At 59.2% G+C, this 16355-nt stretch carries 15 protein-coding genes; 11 read left to right on the top strand and 4 right to left on the bottom strand.

What is annotated here, in order from left to right; translation table 11 throughout:
• The first annotated feature begins 41 nt into the window (after window positions 1-41).
• From BLU46_RS04830 to BLU46_RS04775, 11 genes are all read left to right on the top strand, one after another.
• Complete coding sequence (locus BLU46_RS04830) at window positions 42-3149, top strand: phage tail tape measure protein (protein WP_093199170.1); 3108 nt, start codon at window positions 42-44, stop codon at window positions 3147-3149.
• Window positions 3150-3151: 2 nt separating this feature from the next.
• Window positions 3152-3490, top strand: a complete 339-nt coding sequence (locus BLU46_RS04825) for a phage tail protein (RefSeq protein WP_093199166.1) — start codon at window positions 3152-3154, stop codon at window positions 3488-3490.
• Between the two features lie 10 nt (window positions 3491-3500).
• Window positions 3501-4250: a phage minor tail protein L gene (locus BLU46_RS04820; RefSeq protein WP_093199162.1), complete on the top strand. Its 750-nt coding sequence runs from the start codon at window positions 3501-3503 to the stop codon at window positions 4248-4250.
• 2 nt (window positions 4251-4252) lie between these two features.
• On the top strand, window positions 4253-5008 hold the full coding sequence (locus BLU46_RS04815) for a C40 family peptidase (protein ID WP_093199157.1): 756 nt from the start codon (window positions 4253-4255) through the stop codon (window positions 5006-5008).
• Window positions 5005-5589: a tail assembly protein gene (locus BLU46_RS04810; protein ID WP_093199152.1), complete on the top strand. Its 585-nt coding sequence runs from the start codon at window positions 5005-5007 to the stop codon at window positions 5587-5589. Before BLU46_RS04815 ends, BLU46_RS04810 begins: the two co-directional genes overlap by 4 nt.
• Window positions 5590-5646: 57 nt before the next feature.
• Window positions 5647-9372, top strand: coding sequence for a TipJ family phage tail tip protein (gene gpJ, locus BLU46_RS04805; RefSeq protein ID WP_093199148.1), 3726 nt, complete (start codon window positions 5647-5649; stop codon window positions 9370-9372).
• Between the two features lie 343 nt (window positions 9373-9715).
• Entirely contained in the window at window positions 9716-10345 is a 630-nt protein-coding gene (locus tag BLU46_RS04795; RefSeq protein WP_093199139.1) for a hypothetical protein, read from the top strand.
• Between the two features lie 21 nt (window positions 10346-10366).
• Window positions 10367-10840 (top strand): hypothetical protein, encoded by a 474-nt coding sequence (locus BLU46_RS32770; RefSeq protein ID WP_157721264.1) that lies wholly within the window; start codon window positions 10367-10369, stop codon window positions 10838-10840.
• A gap of 2 nt (window positions 10841-10842) precedes the next feature.
• Window positions 10843-11205: a hypothetical protein gene (locus tag BLU46_RS04785; RefSeq protein ID WP_093199133.1), complete on the top strand. Its 363-nt coding sequence runs from the start codon at window positions 10843-10845 to the stop codon at window positions 11203-11205.
• A gap of 58 nt (window positions 11206-11263) precedes the next feature.
• Complete coding sequence (locus BLU46_RS04780; protein ID WP_093199128.1) at window positions 11264-11797, top strand: glycoside hydrolase family 19 protein; 534 nt, start codon at window positions 11264-11266, stop codon at window positions 11795-11797.
• Window positions 11794-12312 carry a lysis system i-spanin subunit Rz gene (locus BLU46_RS04775; protein ID WP_093199122.1) on the top strand — a complete coding sequence of 173 codons (519 nt, stop codon included), beginning with the start codon at window positions 11794-11796 and terminating at the stop codon, window positions 12310-12312. The genes BLU46_RS04780 and BLU46_RS04775 overlap by 4 nt, the downstream gene beginning before the upstream one ends.
• Here BLU46_RS04775 and BLU46_RS04770 read toward each other — a convergent pair.
• The 4 genes from BLU46_RS04770 to BLU46_RS04755 form a co-directional block, all read right to left on the bottom strand.
• On the bottom strand, window positions 12293-12649 hold the full coding sequence (locus BLU46_RS04770; RefSeq protein WP_093199119.1) for a hypothetical protein: 357 nt from the start codon (window positions 12647-12649) through the stop codon (window positions 12293-12295). The two genes, BLU46_RS04775 and BLU46_RS04770, sit on opposite strands and share 20 nt — an antisense overlap.
• Window positions 12650-13050: 401 nt before the next feature.
• The gene (locus tag BLU46_RS04765) at window positions 13051-13593 is read right to left on the bottom strand and encodes a GNAT family N-acetyltransferase (protein ID WP_063031716.1); all 543 of its coding nucleotides are present in this window, start codon (window positions 13591-13593) and stop codon (window positions 13051-13053) included.
• Between the two features lie 199 nt (window positions 13594-13792).
• Window positions 13793-14896: an alpha/beta hydrolase gene (locus BLU46_RS04760; protein ID WP_093210123.1), complete on the bottom strand. Its 1104-nt coding sequence runs from the start codon at window positions 14894-14896 to the stop codon at window positions 13793-13795.
• 202 nt (window positions 14897-15098) lie between these two features.
• Window positions 15099-16352 (bottom strand): NAD(P)/FAD-dependent oxidoreductase, encoded by a 1254-nt coding sequence (locus BLU46_RS04755; protein ID WP_093199116.1) that lies wholly within the window; start codon window positions 16350-16352, stop codon window positions 15099-15101.
• Between the last annotated feature and the right edge of the window lie 3 nt (window positions 16353-16355).

The following is a 16355-nucleotide window of genomic DNA, read 5'->3' as shown; positions in this document are numbered from 1 at the left end:
ATGACCCGCTTCGGCGGGTTTTTTTATGCCTGGGGAAAAAGATGACCTCCATTTCCGAGCTCGGTATCAAGGTCGATTCGACCGATGCGGTACAGGCTTCAACCGACCTCGATAAGCTGACTGCGGCCGGAGATCGCGCTGAAAAGTCAACGAACGCTCTAGGCGAGACGTCCGATCAGGCAAAGGCTCGCATCCTAGAACTAGCTAAAGCGGCAGTGGCCGCCCGAGAATCTCAGCAGAATCTATCCAGTGTCGCCACCGGCTTATCTGAAGCCCAGCAAGGCCTGATTACCTCAACGAATGGGTCTGCGCAGGCTCAGGCTCAGGCGGCGGCAGCTCAGCGCGCTACTGTGGTCACTACAGATCGCCTCGCAGTATCAAGTACAAAAGCGAACGCAGTAACTATCACCCAACAAAACGAGCTTCAACAGCTTCTCGAGCAGATTGATCCTACGACCAAGGCGTTGAACCGCCTCGACGAACAAGAGCGCAAACTCGCTCAACAGAAGAAGCTTGGGCTTGAGGCTGAGGTGTTCAGCGCTTACCAGGGGAAGATTCAGCAGACGAGAGAGTCGTTGACTCGATTTGATGACTCCCTGACGCGCACCGGAAATACCGCAAAACAAACAGCCGCCGCACTGCGCGGTGTTCCCGCCCAGTTCACGGATATTTTTGTATCTTTGCAGGGCGGACAAGCCCCGCTGACTGTTCTGCTACAGCAGGGCGGCCAACTCAAAGATATGTTCGGGGGTATCGGTCCTGCCGCCAGGGCGCTTGGCGGATACGTTCTCGGCCTGATAAATCCATTTACCCTCGCAGCAGCAGTGGTTGCCGCTCTGGGTCTCGCCTATTACAAGGGGAGCGAAGAGGCTGACTCCTACAACAAAGCTCTTATTTTTACCGGAAACGCTGCCGGAACTAGTGCCTCACAACTTGCCGTAATGGCACAGCAGGTCAGCTCCACAATCGGCACGACAGGGGCCGCTGCCGAGGTGCTCGCAAAACTGGCGGGTAATGGGAAGATTGCCAGCGGCAGTTTTGAGCAAATCACGGAAGCCGCTCTGCAGATGGAGCGTGCAACTGGCCGATCGATTGATGAAACCATCGCAGAGTTTGCCAAAATCGCGAAGGATCCGGTCGCCGCGGCCAAAGAGCTGAACGACCAATACCACTTTCTGACAGCGTCTGTGTACGCCCAGATCGTAGCCCTCAAGGAGCAGGGTGACACGGTAGCCGCGGCAAACCTGCTGACTGATACCTATGCCAGCACGATAGCCGCCCGGGCTGGACAGATCACTCAAAACCTCGGCTTGATTGAACGTGGCTGGAACTCCATTCGTGACGCCGCCAAGGCTGCGCTTGATGTGCCTTTGTCGATTGGGCGAGAAAAGGGGCTTGCTGATCAGCTTGCAGAAGAGCGCGCAAAGTTAGCGGACCTGGAAAAGAAATCCAGCGGCAACAGCATCGTTGCGAACAGTGCTGCAGTTACGAAAGAGAGAGAGCAGCTCCAACAGTCTATTCGCCTCAAAGAGGCTTACATTGAGATCGAAAAAAGGCAGAACAAGTACGTTGGAGATCGGCAGAAAATTCAAGACGAGGGTATCGCAGCTACGGAACGGGCCGATGCTCGTCATCTTGCAACGATGTCCAACGCAGAAAAGCGTGCGCTGGAAATCAAAAAGATCAACGAGGACACCGCGAAGATCAGGGCGGCGAACCCCGATGACAAGAGGGTAGACCCAAAATACGTTGCCCAGCAGATCAAGGACGTAAACGAAAAGTACAAAGACCCAAAAGGGTCGAGTACTCCGGTCGACCTAACCTCGTTCAACGACTCGAAGAATCAGCTCAATGCTGTCCTCAGCTACTACAAAAGCGCGGATAAGGAGCTGGAGGCGGCACAGAAGGCCGGGATCATCTCCCAGGAGAGCTACACGGCCCAGCGCATAGCTTTGCTCCAGCAGCAGGCGTCAGAGGTCAAATCCTCCTACGAGGCCGAGATCTCGGCTCTTGAGGATGCCAAGGGCAAGGCCGGCACCTCGGCTGCGCAGCGTATCCAGCTGGACCAGAAGATCGCCGACGCCCGGGCCAATATGGTCAAGGCTCAACAGGAGTCGGAAAGCGAGCTGGCGGTAATCGCCACCAATGAGCAGGGACGACTCAAAAAGCAAGAACTGGCCATCAAGTCGTACACCGACGCGCTTGATCAGCAGAACGCGGCGTTGCAGCGCGCTGGAAGCCGAGCTGCTCAAGGTGTGGGCCAGAGTGACCGCCAGAACGCCATTAACGGCGACCTCAACGGTATCTCTGATCGCGCCAACCAGCAGCGCCTGGACCTCGCCCGCGACAAGGCCGACGCTTCTCGCAACATGAGCGCAGAGGAGTACCAGGCCAAGCTGGAGGCGATAAACCGCAGTGAGCGCGACCTGACGCAGACCACGCTCAGCAACTACGAGCAGATGTCTGTGGCCCAGAGCGACTGGCGCAACGGTGCAACCTCAGCATTCAGCAACTATCTCGACTCTGCCAGGGACGTCGCCGGGCAGGCTCGAAGCCTGTTCACCAACGCCTTCAGCTCTATGGAGGACGCTGCGGCCAACTTCGCCACCAGCGGGAAGCTGTCGTTCTCGGACTTCACCAAATCGGTCCTGGCGGACATGGCGAGGATCGCCACTCGGCAGGCTGCATCCAGCATTTTATCGAGCGTAGCGTCAGCGTTTGGCGGTGGGGGCGCCAGCTTCGGCTCCAGCATCGGCAGCGCTCTCGTAGAAGGTAGAGCGTCCGGCGGCCCCGTCGATCCCAACACCTTGTACGAGGTGAACGAGAAGGGTCCTGAGCTTTTCAGCCAGGGCGGGCGGTCGTACCTGATGACTGGTGCCCAGGGTGGCAGCGTGACGCCGCTTATGACTGGTGGTGCTTCTATCGCTGCGGCTTCTGGAGGTGGTGGCGGGGGCGGTGGTGGTAACACCTACAACTTCCCCGTGTCGGTATCCGTGCAAACGGCAAGCGACGCCGGGAATGCAACGCAGGAAGACACCACGCAACTGGGCAAGGGCATTCAGCAGGCAGCCAAAACTGAGGCTGAAACCGCAATTGCCAAGGGCCTTCAGCCTGGCGGCTCAATCTGGCGAGTCATCAACGGGAGGTAACCATGGCGATTGAGACATTTACCTGGGCCACCCAGAACGGGGAGGCACCCGATATTACCTATCGGGTGCGAACCTCTCAGTTCGGGGATGGCTACAAGCAAGAGGTCGGGGACGGGATCAACAACAAAGTCGATTCCTACCCGATAACCCACACGGGCGGACAGACAAGAGCGCTGGAAATTATGGCGTTCTTCGACCGACACCAGGGTGCCAAGGCGTTCCTGTGGACCACGCCATTGGGACAGCTTGGCCTGTTCACCTGCAAGAACCCAACTCCTACGCCCATGGGCGGAGGCGTATTCAAAGTGACAGCGACGTTCGAACGCGCTTTCCATCCGTAAAGGTCAATCCATGTCGCTGATCAATGCTATCCAGACTCTTGAGCCTGGCAACGAAGTCATGCTGTTCGAATTGGACGGCAGCGATTACGGCGCCGATGTCCTGCGCTTCCATGGTCATGCAATCCCGCATACGCCTGCCGAACTGTTGGCTGCCGGCGTCGACTCCGACCAACTACCGGCCAAGTCGATCTGGTGGCAGGGCGAAGAGTACGGCGCCTGGCCCATGCAGTACGAGGGCAGCGAGGCGAACGGCGACGGCACGGCGGTGCGGCCCAAGTTGTCGGTAGGCAACGTGAACGGGCGAATCACTGCGCTCTGCCTGGCCTTCGAGGATCTGCTCGAGTTCAAGCTGACCATTCGTAACACGTTGGCCGAATTCCTCGACGCAGTGAACTTCGAAGGCGGCAACCCGACGGCGGACCCTACTCAGGAATCGATTGAGGTCTGGTACGTCGACCAGAAGACCAACGAGGACGGCGAGTCAGTCAGCTGGGACTTGGCCAGCCCAGGCGACGTCGGTGGCGAAACGATCGGCCGGCAGATGACCACGCTGTGCCACTGGTGCCTCACCGGTGGCTACAGAGGCGAAAACTGTGGCTATACAGGCCCTTACCGCGACAAGGACGGCAATCTCACGGACAACCCAGAGGAGGATGAGTGCGACGGCACGCTTGGCAAGGGATGCGACCCGCGCTTCGGTGTAGGCAACCCCGCGTCCTTCGGTGGATTTCCTGCTGTTTCACTCATTGCCCGGAGCTGAAAATGCGCAAACACATTATTGCGGCCATCCAGGCTCACGCGGCAGCCGAGTACCCGAAAGAGTGCTGCGGCCTGTTGCTGGCCGTGGGCCGGGCGCAGAAGTACTTCCCATGCCGGAATATCGCGACCGAGCCGAACGAAGAGTTCCGGCTTGAGCCTGAGGATTACGCCGCGGCGGAAGACGTGGGCGAGGTGATCGGCATCGTTCACTCGCACCCGGACGCCACCAGCCGGCCGTCATCGCGCGACCTGGCTATGTGCGAGGCTACGGCGCTGCCGTGGCACATATTGTCTTGGCCAGAGGGAGATTTGCGGACGATCACTCCGACGGGCAGCACGCCGCTGCTCAAGCGACCATTCGTGCACGGCGCCTGGGACTGCTGGCAGGTCTGCGCTGATTGGTATCAGCGCGAGTGGGGCTTGGAGTTCGAAGCCTTCCAGCGCGCCGATGGCTGGTGGGAGAGCGCAGACAACACCGGTCTCTACGAGGCGTACTACGCCGCCGCCGGCTTCGAGCAAGTCGACACCCCGCAGCGCGGCGACATGGTCGTGATGGAGGTAGGCCGCACGGCTCACCCAAACCATGCAGGGATCTACCTCGGCACTGACCCGGAACTTCCCGGCGAAGAGTCTGGCGTCTTCGGCCCCGGGCCTTTCGTCCTGCACCACCTTTACGGTCGGCCATCAGAGGTAATCGTCTACGGCGGCCCCTGGGTACAACGCACACGCCTAATTCTTCGCCACAAGGAGGCCAGATGAGCGCCATCGTCTACTCACCAATGACCACTATCAAGCTGTCCGGCTCGCTGGCCCAGAAGTTCGGCAGGCTGCACCGTCGCCAGGTTGCCTCGGGCGACACTTGGGAAAGTTTCCGGGCACTGAACGCCACCATTGAAGGATTCGAGGCCGAGATCCGCCGTCTTGCCCGCCTGGGTCTTCGCTTCGCCATCTTCCGCAACAGGAAAAACGTCGGGCCTGATGAATTCGGCATGGGAGGGGCCAGGGAGATCAGGATTGTTCCAGTCGTAGAGGGCAGCAAGCGCGGAGGGCTGATACAAACAATTATCGGTGCAGTGCTTATTGTGGCGGGTTCATATTTCGGGCAGGCCTGGGCTGTGCAGCTCGGCTTAGGCCTCGTAGCGGGAGGCGTCATACAGATGCTAAGCCCTCAAGCCAAGGGGTTATCACAAAGCGCATCCCCAGAAAACATGCCCAGCTACGCATTTGGCTCAGCCAAGAACACCACCGCCAGCGGCAACCCGGTGCCGATTTGCATCGGTGAGCGACGGTGGGGCGGGGCGATTATCTCGGCATCGATCTACGCCGAAGACAAGACATAACCACGACGCATCGAGCAAGCCGCCCAAGAGGCGGTTTTTTATTGCCTGGAGGAAATCATGGGCGCAGCAAAAAAGCTGGAAATTCACGGCGCCAAGGGTGGCGAGAGCAAGCCAAAGTCGCCTGTAGAGTCACCCGACAGCCTGCGCTCCACCAACGTGGCCAAGATCCTGATTGCCGTAGGCGAGGGCGAATTCGACGGCACGCCAACCGCGCGCGATATCTTCCTCGACAACACTCCAATCCAGGATGCCAGCGGTAATTTCAACTTCACCAACGTGAAGTGGGACTGGCGGCCAGGTTCTGTGGAGCAGACCTACATTCCGGGTATCCCGTCTGTCGACAACGAGACATCGCTGAATATCGAACTGCGCAACGGCACGCCGTGGGTTCAATCGCTGACCAACCTGCAACTGTCGGCGGCTCGCATCCGCCTGGCCACGCCGCGACTGGCGAGCCAGGACGCAGAAGGGAACATTGGTGGTTACAGCATCCAGTATGCTGTTGATGTGGCAACTGATGGCGGGGCGTATCAGGAGGTTCTGGTCGGAGCCATAACTGGCAAGACCACCACTCGCTACGAGCGATCCTTGCGCGTTGACCTGCCGCCGGCAACCAGTGGCTGGCTGATCCGTGTTCGCCGCATCACCCCAAACCAGAACACCGACAAGATAGCGGACAGCCTCTTCATCGCCGGCTACACCCAGGTGATCGACGCAAAGCTGCGCTACCCAAACACCGCGCTGCTCTTTATCGAGTTCGATGCCGAGCAGTTCACCAACATCCCGGCCGTGACCGTGAAGTGCAAGGCCCGCCGCTGGCAGGTGCCGAGCAACTACGACCCGGTGGCCCGCACGTACTCTGGCGCATGGGACGGCACCATGAAGGAGGCTTGGACCAACAACCCTGCCTGGATCACCTTTGGCATTTGCACCCAGGACCGTTTTGGCCTGGGCCGCCGCATCAAACCGTGGATGGTGGACAAGTGGGAGCTGTACCGCATCGCTCAGTACTGCGACCAGATGGTGCCAAACGGCTCCGACGGCGTTGAGCCGCGATTCCTGTGCGATATGAACCTGCAGGGTAAAGCCGACGCCTGGTCGTTACTGCGGGATATCGCCGGGATCTACCGCGGCATGACGTACTGGGCCCAGGGCCAGCTGGTCATGCAGGCTGATATGCCTCGCTCACAGGACATCGACTACGTCTTCACCCGGTCCAACGTCATCGACGGCAAAATTTCCTACGGCAGTGCATCGGCGAAGACTCGCTTCACCCGCTGCCTGGTCAGCTACGACAACCCGCTGAACAACTACGACACCGACGTCACCGTATATTCAGACTTGCCGCTACAGCGCCGCCTGGGCGACAAGCCAACTGAAATCAGTGCCATCGGCTGCACCCGGGCATCTGAGGCCCAGCGCCGCGCTAAATGGCTGGTGCTGAGCAACAACCAGGACCGCACCATCAGCTTCCGGACCGGCATGGAAGGCCGCATCCCCCTGCCTGGGTTCATTATCCCCGTTGCCGACTCGTTGCTGGCGGGCCGGGAGATCGGCGGGCGCATTGCGGCCGCGGCGGGGAAGGTAATCACCCTGGACCGCGACACGCTGGCCAAGGTCGGCGACCGACTTGTGATCAACCTTCCCGGCGGGCGTGCTGAAGGCCGTACCGTGGAAAGCGTGAGCGGCCGCAACGTAACTGTGACCGTTGCCTACAGCGAAGCGCCGGCAGCACAGCTTCAGTGGGCAATCGACGCTGACGACCTGGCAATCCCTCTTTACAGGGTGATGAGGACTGCGAGGACGCCAGAGGGCGATTACGACATCAGCGCCTTGCAGTACGAGCCAAGCAAGTTTGCCAGCATTGATACCGGCGCACGCCTGGAAGAGCGCCCAATCAGCGTGATCCCGATCACCGTGGTGCCGCCGCCGGAAAGCGTAACCGTCACGTCGAACGTGTCTATCGACCAGGGCCTGGCCATCAGCACCATGAACATCTCGTGGCCTGCTGTGAACGGCGCGGTCGCCTATGACGTGGAGTGGCGCAAGGACAGCGGCAACTGGATCAAGGTGCAGCGCACAGGTTCGACGAGCGTCGACGTCACCGGCATCTACTCGGGCGCCTATGTGGCCCGGGTACGCTCGGTGAGCGCCTTCGAAATCTCGTCGATCTGGAAAAGCTCAAACCTGACCAACCTGGAAGGGAAGGTCGGCCTGCCGCCGGCGGTGTCGTCCCTGACTACCACCAGCGAGCTGTTCGGTATCGGCATCAAGTGGGCTTTCCCGCCTGGAGCCGAGGACACCCAGCGCACCGAACTGTGGTATGGCCCTGCAAACGATCTGGGGGCTGCTACCAAGCTCGCCGACCTGGCGTATCCGCAAGCAGACTATCGCATGCAGTCTCTGCTTGCGGGGGCCAGTTTCTTCTTCTGGGCGCGCCTGGTGGACCGTACCGGAAACATCGGACCGTTCTACCCGGTAGTGAATGGTGTGGTTGGACAGGCCAGTTCAGATGCCGGGCCGATACTTGAGCAGATCAAGGGGCAGATCAACGAGACATCACTTGGCCAATTGCTCAACGAGCGAATCAACCTGATCGACGGGGATGGCCCTGGCTCGGCGAACAACCGCATCAGTATCGCGAAGCAGGAGCTGGAGGACCTGATCGACGAGGTTGTCGACTCGCTGGAGTACGACCCCGCGAAGGCCTACGCCCAGGGCGAGATCGTCCGGGTAGGTCAGCGGCTATACCAGGCGAACGCAGCGGTGCCCGCGAACACCGCACCACCGAACGCCACCTACTGGACCGACATCGGCACAGTGGTGCAGACGGTCAACGCGCTGGTGACCCAGGTTCAGCAGAACTCGGCCACGATCAATCAGCACGGCCAGGACATCACCGCCCAGGCTTCGCAGCTGAACGCGGTAAAGGCGACGGTGAACGATCCTGTCACCGGCGTGACCGCTACGGCCAGCGGGCTGAGCACCCTCAAGGCGTCGGTGACTACGCTCGACGACAAGGTCACCACCACGGCGCAGCGGGTTGACGGCATCTATCTGCAGGTCAACCCGCCGCTTCAGGGTGACGATAGCGCGCTGATGGGTTCTGAAGCCAGCTATGTCGGCGTCTGGTCCACTCAGTCCGCTCTGATCGAGGGCGATCTGGTGCAGGGCCAGCGCACGGATGTGGTGGAGGTAAGTGTTGCGAATACCGCCGCCGCAGTCATCGCCGAGCAAACCGCCCGCATCACTGCTGACGGCGCCCTGTCGTCCAGCATCGAGACCGTCAAGAACTCGGTGAACGGCAACACCCTGGCTATCCAAACGAACACCACGGCCATTCAAACGGTCGATGGCAAAGTGACGGCGAACTGGTCGGTGCGGATGCAGTATGAAACCGCAACCGGGCTCTACAAGTACGCCGGGGTAGGCCTGGGCCTGGAGAACGGCCCTGGTGGGTTGCAGTCGCAATTCATCATCGACGCCGACAGGTTCGCCATCGGCCAGGCCGGCACGGTGCCGTTTGCAGTGCAGGGCGGGCAGACGTTCATCAACTCAGCGTTCATCCAGGACGGCACGATCACCAACGCCAAGATCGGCAACTACATCCAGTCGAACAATTACGTGGCAGGGCTCTCCGGCTGGAAACTGTTCTTCGACGGGACGTTTGAAATCAACGGTTCGTTCGGGGGGCAGGCCCGCCAGGTCATCAACAACCGTGGCGGCAAAGTTTTCGATGCGGCTGGCAATAAGCGTTATCAGTGGGGAGATCTCGACGCATGAGTTTCGGCGCAAGGGTGTGGGGGCCTACGGGCCTCCTAGAACTGGATGAGACGTCGTTCACGGTCAGGGTTATATATTCTGGATTGGTCACAAGGACAGCAGGTGCTAACTATCTAGATATAGCCGTTTCTGGTTGTGATCCGTCCACATGTAACGCTGTTTCTATTCCCGTATCCCCATATCCCGCTGATCCAAGTTCACAAGATCTGAACGCAGTGCAACAGGAACCAGAGGTTTTAACTGGACTTGTACGGGTGTGGTTTATAAACAGAAACATTGCAGGTAGTGCGTCTCCTGCTCCCGCACTTGCGACCCAAAGATTGTTGGTTATGAGGTACAAGTAATGGGCTATGGAATGCAGTTCACAAACAACGAGAATACTGTTGTTTTGGATTCTGAGTTTTCCCGCTTGGTCGTGCTCCATCGGGGCGACTATAGCGGGCCGATCAATTTTCCGACCCCTATTACTTCTCAGGAACCGCCGCTTGTATTCATCCGACCAAACGGCTCTTTCACACTGAGCTATGCGAGGATCAACGGAAGCGCAGGCAACTGGACTGGATTTTCGTTTGTAGGGGGAGGGGCTGGCAAATACTTCGCCGCGGCGTTTTTATCGCAGCCGACAGCAAAATACGGCTTCCGCCTCTGGGATGGCAGCTCCAAACTTCTGTTTGACAGCGGCACACCTTGCGCGCAGTTCACCCGAACCATTTCGAGCTGGACGTTCATAGGTTCAAGTTCAACGGGACAGGGCACAACACAGATTAATTTTTCCGCAACCTCGCCTTTAAATACAGGCGACTACATGATGATAAATAATATCGGCATGGATGTAAGTGGGGCGAATATTCGCACAGCGAAGCTTTATTGCACTTGGGACTATGCGAATAATCGGATTGTGATGTTTACCGTTGGTGTATCAAACGTCACGTCTTTGTTTGTGCCGGTAGTTTTTGCAAAGCCAGTCATTTGAAAACGCAGAGAGTATTTAATAATGGCAAGACAAGAAATTAACCTGGGAACAGCGCCAACTGGTGCAGGCGGAGACACCACTCGAACCACTGGCGTTAAAATTAACGCAATGACGACTGAGCTGTATGCCCGCAATGCGTTGTTGGGCACGGCTTCAAACCGAAACGTTGGTATAGCAGTAGGAAATATTCAGGATGTCGGCGCCCCTGCGGCAATGGTCGGCAATTCGGCCTTTGCAGAAGTTGGTAGCCACTTCGTTGCCTATGGGGACAACACAACCAACGCACCTTCTACCGGCGTGTATTGGGCAGGTATGCGTGCGCAGTTTCCATTCCAGAACTGCGCTATGGACTTGGTTGGACAAGTTCTGTCGACCGGCAGCATGAATCTGATGTTTCGAACCGTCGCAGGTAGTGGCGCGCCAGATCCATGGCGCAAGATCTACCACGACGGCAACACCACCCGTGCCGCTGACGGCACCTTGAAGGCGATCTGATCATGACAAGAGCAGCAATCAACGTTCTCGGCGCAACCGGTGCGACGTACGACTTCGTCACCCAGGGCGACACCGCTGTAACTTCGGCGCGACTTTCGAAGGGGGTATACCAAATCACCGGCTGCCTTGGCATGGTCCCGTTCCCACCTATCGACGACGGATGGGGTTACACAGTGAACCAGGTGGACGGTCGGGCTGACGTGGAGACGGACTTCGCGGACGGCCTCCTGACCGTGACAGTGACCAAGGACGGCCAGCCGTACGACCTGAAACACATGATCACCCTGCACATCCTGGTGCCGGACTCGCTGGCCGTGGAGATGCCGGTACCCGAGCAGCAGCCAGTCTTGCCCGCTGACGGCTGATCTCAGCCCAAACACCGATGCCCGCCTTGAGCGGGTTTTTTATTGCCTGGAGAAAGCCATGCCAATCACTGAGCAGCAGCTGCTGCAGATCCTCCCGAACGCCGGCCGCCAAGCTGGCGTTTTTGTTCCTGTACTGAATACGGCCATGGCCAAGTACGCAATCGTCACGCGGCTGCGCATTGCTGCGTTCATCGCCCAGATCGGGCATGAGTCGGGACAGTTCCGCTGGCTGAAAGAGTTGTGGGGCCCCACGGCGCAGCAGGCCCGCTACGAAGGGCGCGCCGACCTGGGCAACAAGGCCAATGGCGATGGCTTCAAGTACCGTGGCCGTGGCCTGATCCAGATCACCGGCCGGGCCAACTATGCTGCATGCGGGGAAGCCCTGGGCCTGGACCTGATCAACAATCCGGACCTGCTCGAGCTGCCCCAACACGCGGCGATGTCGGCCGCCTGGTTCTGGTCTACCAAGGGGCTCAACACGCTGGCAGATCAGGGTGAGTTCACGAAGATCACGCGGCGCATCAATGGTGGGCTCACAGGTCAGGCCGACCGACAAGCCCTGTACGACAAGGCGCTGAAGGTGCTGGCATGACGCCGGTACAGAAGATGGCCAGCCTGGCGGTGCTGATCCTGCTGGCCATGGCCGTGAGCTTCGGCGCCGCCTGGCAGGTGCAGGACTGGCGGTATGACGGGAAGCTGGCAAAGCAGGCTGGTCAGTTCCAGACGGACCTCGACGCGATCGGCAATGCCGCGACCGCCCAGGCCCGTGCCGAACAAGACAAGCGCCTGGCCACCGAACAGCAACTGGCCGCTGCCGATCAACAACACACCAAGGAATTATCCGATGCCCAGCGCAACCAGGCTCTGCTGCGTGACCGCCTTGCTACTGCTGATGTGCGGTTGTCAGTCCTTCTCGACGCCACGGATTCAGCCAGTGGCTGCTACGTGCCTGCCACCCCCGGCGCCGTCGGCGTGGTTCATGCAGCCCGTCGAGCCCAACTTGACCCGGCGCATGCTCAACGAATTATCGCCATCACCGACACCGGCGACCAAGGATTGATCGCGCTACGGGCATGCCAGGCGTACGTCAGGGCTGTGGCCCCCTGAGTACGCTCAACTCCAGCAGTAACCGCTGATTCTCCCTGAGCAGGTGATCGCGCTGCCCAGCAACCAGGTCGATGGGGCGAAAGTTTCCTGTCTCAGGAGGCTCCTGATGAACCCCTGATAAGCGTTCCCGGGCGTCCTTGAGAGATCTTTCGGCACGAGCCTTGGCTATGAGCAGCGTGTCATTCATCTGCACCAGCCCGGCAATATTTGCCCGAGCCTTGGCCAGGTGCCTCTGAAGGTCGTTTATCTCATCCTCGAGCATGGCCGCATGGTGCTTGTACATTTCCAGGGGCGTAGGGCATCCAAGCCACTCGCAGGTGTCTTCATCGATGTTCATGGGGTGTGCTTCCGAATGCTGTATGCGCATACAGTAATCGAGGTTTGAAGGTTGTGCGATTTGAGGCGACGAGCTGTAGGGGTTTTGGGTTGGTGTTCGGTCGGCAGGACGCCGGGGAAGGGGGAGATACTGTAGGAATATACAACGCTAAGTTATTGATTCTTATAGGGTGAAACGTGGACTTTGGCAGCTTCCGAAATGGTGTATTTTCCATTATAGATCAAAAGGTTACTGATGTTTCGTGGTCACCTTGACATGGTGGGGGTCGTTGGTTCGAGTCCAATCGCGCCTACCAAACAAAATCCGCTCTGCTGGGCGGTCTAGAAGGGCTCACCGAAAGGTGGGCCCTTTTTTGTTGTCTGTCGTTTGGGTGTGTCGCTAGGAAAAGCCAGGCAAACCTCTCAGGTTCGGTCGGTATCCAACAGCGCGTACATCTCAAAGTCCCCGGGGCTGCCACGCACCATACGGAATGACCTCAGCGTTCCTTCGTACTGAAACCCGCATTTTTTCAGGACGTTGGCCGAGCGAGGGTTCGTCACGAGAACGGTGCCTTGTACCCGCACAAAACCATATTCCAGGAATGCCCACTGAGTTATCGCAGCGCAAACTGCACTGGCAATGCCTTTGCCCCAGTAAGCAGGTGAGAGGTCATAGGCTATCTCCGCGCTTCGGTTCTTGTCGGAGATCGTGTGGAACCCGATTGTGCCGATGAGTTCGCGGTTTGCCCCATGAGTGATGGCCAGGCGCCTGTTTGAAGAAGGACGGGTCGAGTCCAGTTCGTCAAATAATGGCAAAAGGTCATTCTCGTTTTTCAGGTCCCAGCTTGTGTGTTGAATGACTTCTCTTTGTGAAAGGTAGGCATACCACGCAGGTATATCTGATCGCTCCAGTTGTCGCAGGGAGATATCCAGATGGTCCACGGCTGGAGGTTTTTGAATTTGCATGTTGGCGCTGATCCTTAGCCTGAGCGGAAAGCAGTCAGGGTAACGCCGTTGCATGCCATTTATGAAGACGTACCGCCTCGTCGCTGCCTGACTGGAATCACAGGCAAAGAAAAGCCCGCGATGGGGGCGCGGGCTTTAGAGTTTCACCAGGAGCAGGCAAACCATAGGTGTTCATCTGTGAAAGGAATGTGAAAGGGTTTCAGCGCCCAACGTTTTCACCCGCCAGAGCCAGGTTACCCAGCACCTCATCAATCAGCCCAAGCTGCCAGTTGAAGTACGGATTGAACGTCAACCGCGCGTGCATCTTGCCCGGCTCGCGATAACCCCAGTCCGAATACCACACCTCTGACCCCTGTTCGCAGGCGCGGGTGGCGTCTTCCGTCTGGCCGTTCCAGCAAAACCGCAGGCTGCCCTGTTCGCCGTAGAGCGCGTTGTCGGGTGAGAACAACAACCCCATGTGTGAGAACTGGCTGATCCGCAGTTCCGGCACGTAGTCGGTGCGCGCTTTTATCCGCTGTGTGTCCCAGGCGCTCTCCGGCAGTGTTCCGTACCAGGCCAAGCGGCTGTAGGGATTACTGAAGCGTTGCTGGAAGGTCTCCAGCACATAGTTCGTATCGAGCACTGAGTCGTGGGCTGCGACGGCAATGAACACCGGTTTGGCGTAGGGACGACGCTCCAGGTCCTGGCGAGCCACTCGGCTGCTGCGGTAGAACTGGGCGAAGCCATTGGTGGGGACGGTCATGTAGCGCACCAGGCTCTGTTGTGGCCGGCTTGCGTCTGGCGCCAGCAGCCACGGGCGTGCCCAACTGATCAGGGGGGGCAGCCAGTCGTAGGTCATGCTGGACTGGAAGGCGGGGGAGAACAGCAGCAGCCCGGCGACGTCGTCGTGTTTGTAGGCGTAGTCGAGGACCAGGTTGGCACCGGTGGAGAAGCCACCGAGGTAAATCTCGCCCACTTCTGCGCGAAGGATCGCGGCCTGTTCGTCCACCACCCGGCGCCAGTCTTCCATACGTACTTGCAGCATGTCGGCCGGTTGTGTGCCGTGGCCGGGCAGCAGCACGGTCCTTACCAGGAAGCCGCGGGCAGCCAGTGCGCTGCCGATATCGTGGAAGGACCAGGGTGAGTCGCCGAGGCCGTGCACCAGAATGATCCCGCGCTTAGGGGCGCCTACGGGGCGCCATTCTTGTGGTGCGTTCCAGTTGAGTTCGGCTTCCCTGTCGGTGCCCTGGAAGTCGCGATGGTCCCGCAGCCATTGCAAAGTATCGAGACGGTACGCTTCGAATGATTTCTGGCCCAGCGGCATGCCCGGTTCTGCGATGGCGCTCGTGCAGAGCAAAAAGGCGAGGATGCCGCCAGCAACGCTCCAGAGCGTTTTGCGGGGCTGCATATAAGGTTTTTTGTTCAAGACAGGTTCTCAGCGGAGCGTAACCGTAAGGTCATGCACGATAATGACCTGCCTTGTATCGCCGATAGTGCGAAACAGTAGCAAGACGTTTCTTATGACCTCAGAAACGGTCTAACCGATAGGGCTCAAGTGCCAGCAACTCGTTGGGCGCAGACGTTGCCAGCTGTGCAATCAACTCCGCCGTCACCGCCGCCTGCGTCAGCCCCAGATGCTGGTGCCCAAACGCAAGCAAGACCTTGCCATCGCACACCTTGTCGATGATGGGCAGCGAGTCCGGCAGGGAGGGGCGAAACCCCATCCACGGCGTCGCATCTTCGGCACTCAAATCACGACGAAACAGCCCCTGACTCAGCCGGTGCAACTGCCACGCGCGCTCCATGTTCGGCGGGCGATCAAGGCCTGCAAACTCGACGGTACCTGCCAGCCGCAATCCTCCATCCATGGGCGTCATGATGAACTTGCGCTCCAGTGACGTGACGGCGAACGGTAGCCGCCCTTGCTCATTGGGTAGCATCAAGTGATAACCGCGCTCTGTATCCAGCGGGACCTTTTTACCGGTCAGTTCGGCGGTCAATTTGGCCGAATGCGCACCGCAGGCGATCAACACCTGACGCGCCGCGACCGCGCCTTGGTCGGTCCTCAGCGAAACACCGTGCTCATCCAGCTTCCCACCCAAAACCGAGTGCTTGAGAAATTGCACCCCGCAGGCCTTGGCCGCTTCCACCAGTTCACACACCACCCGGTAGGGGTCGAGAAAATGCCCGGTGCGGGGAAAGAACAACCCGCCCTGAATTCCTTCGCTGAGTTGCGGCGCTACCTTCTGTACCGCACTGGCCTGCCAGTAATCCACCGGCACTGCTTGCTGGCGCATGCGTGCCTGCAAGGCGTCGATGGCCTGACGGGAGTCGGGGCGCTCGAAGATCAGCAACGAGCCGTCTTCGCGCATCAGCCCGGGACGATTGATGCTTTCCAGCAGCCGGTGCCAGGCGCCCAGGCTACTTTCGTTGAGGGCACGGATCCCGGCGACGGTGCGCTGGAAGGCCGCCGGGCGCAGGTTCAACAGCAGTCGGGTAAACCACGGCAGCGCACGTGGCAGGTATTTCCAGTCCAGGCGCAGCGGGCCCATCGGGTCCATGAGCATGGCTGGCAAGCGTGTAAGGATCGACGAATCCGCGATGGGAAACACTTGCTCGGTTGCCAGGTGCCCGGCGTTGCCGAACGAGGCACCGTGGCCGGGTTGCTGTTGGTCGATGACCACCACTCGCCGCCCCTGGCGTGCCAGTTGCAGCGCGCAGGCGACACCGATGATGCCGGCCCCGACCACGGCGATGTCTGGAATGACGTTATCGCTCATGGC

This window comes from Pseudomonas yamanorum (assembly GCF_900105735.1).
Lineage (GTDB): Bacteria > Pseudomonadota > Gammaproteobacteria > Pseudomonadales > Pseudomonadaceae > Aquipseudomonas > Aquipseudomonas yamanorum.
Note: the sequence above shows the minus strand (reverse complement) of the source record. Positions and strands in the feature narration are given on the sequence as shown.

Bases quoted from the DNA above. Each gene is read 5' to 3' on its own strand.
- BLU46_RS04830 (WP_093199170.1), top strand. From the start codon at position 42: ATGACCTCCATTTCCGAGCTCGGTATCAAGGTCGATTCGACCGATGCG.
- BLU46_RS04825 (WP_093199166.1), top strand. From the start codon at position 3,152: ATGGCGATTGAGACATTTACCTGGGCCACCCAGAACGGGGAGGCACCC.
- BLU46_RS04820 (WP_093199162.1), top strand. From the start codon at position 3,501: ATGTCGCTGATCAATGCTATCCAGACTCTTGAGCCTGGCAACGAAGTC.
- BLU46_RS04815 (WP_093199157.1), top strand. From the start codon at position 4,253: ATGCGCAAACACATTATTGCGGCCATCCAGGCTCACGCGGCAGCCGAG.
- BLU46_RS04810 (WP_093199152.1), top strand. From the start codon at position 5,005: ATGAGCGCCATCGTCTACTCACCAATGACCACTATCAAGCTGTCCGGC.
- gpJ (WP_093199148.1), top strand. From the start codon at position 5,647: ATGGGCGCAGCAAAAAAGCTGGAAATTCACGGCGCCAAGGGTGGCGAG.
- BLU46_RS04795 (WP_093199139.1), top strand. From the start codon at position 9,716: ATGGGCTATGGAATGCAGTTCACAAACAACGAGAATACTGTTGTTTTG.
- BLU46_RS32770 (WP_157721264.1), top strand. From the start codon at position 10,367: ATGGCAAGACAAGAAATTAACCTGGGAACAGCGCCAACTGGTGCAGGC.
- BLU46_RS04785 (WP_093199133.1), top strand. From the start codon at position 10,843: ATGACAAGAGCAGCAATCAACGTTCTCGGCGCAACCGGTGCGACGTAC.
- BLU46_RS04780 (WP_093199128.1), top strand. From the start codon at position 11,264: ATGCCAATCACTGAGCAGCAGCTGCTGCAGATCCTCCCGAACGCCGGC.
- BLU46_RS04775 (WP_093199122.1), top strand. From the start codon at position 11,794: ATGACGCCGGTACAGAAGATGGCCAGCCTGGCGGTGCTGATCCTGCTG.
- BLU46_RS04770 (WP_093199119.1), bottom strand. From the start codon at position 12,649: ATGAACATCGATGAAGACACCTGCGAGTGGCTTGGATGCCCTACGCCC.
- BLU46_RS04765 (WP_063031716.1), bottom strand. From the start codon at position 13,593: ATGCAAATTCAAAAACCTCCAGCCGTGGACCATCTGGATATCTCCCTG.
- BLU46_RS04760 (WP_093210123.1), bottom strand. From the start codon at position 14,896: ATGCCGCTGGGCCAGAAATCATTCGAAGCGTACCGTCTCGATACTTTG.
- BLU46_RS04755 (WP_093199116.1), bottom strand. From the start codon at position 16,352: ATGAGCGATAACGTCATTCCAGACATCGCCGTGGTCGGGGCCGGCATC.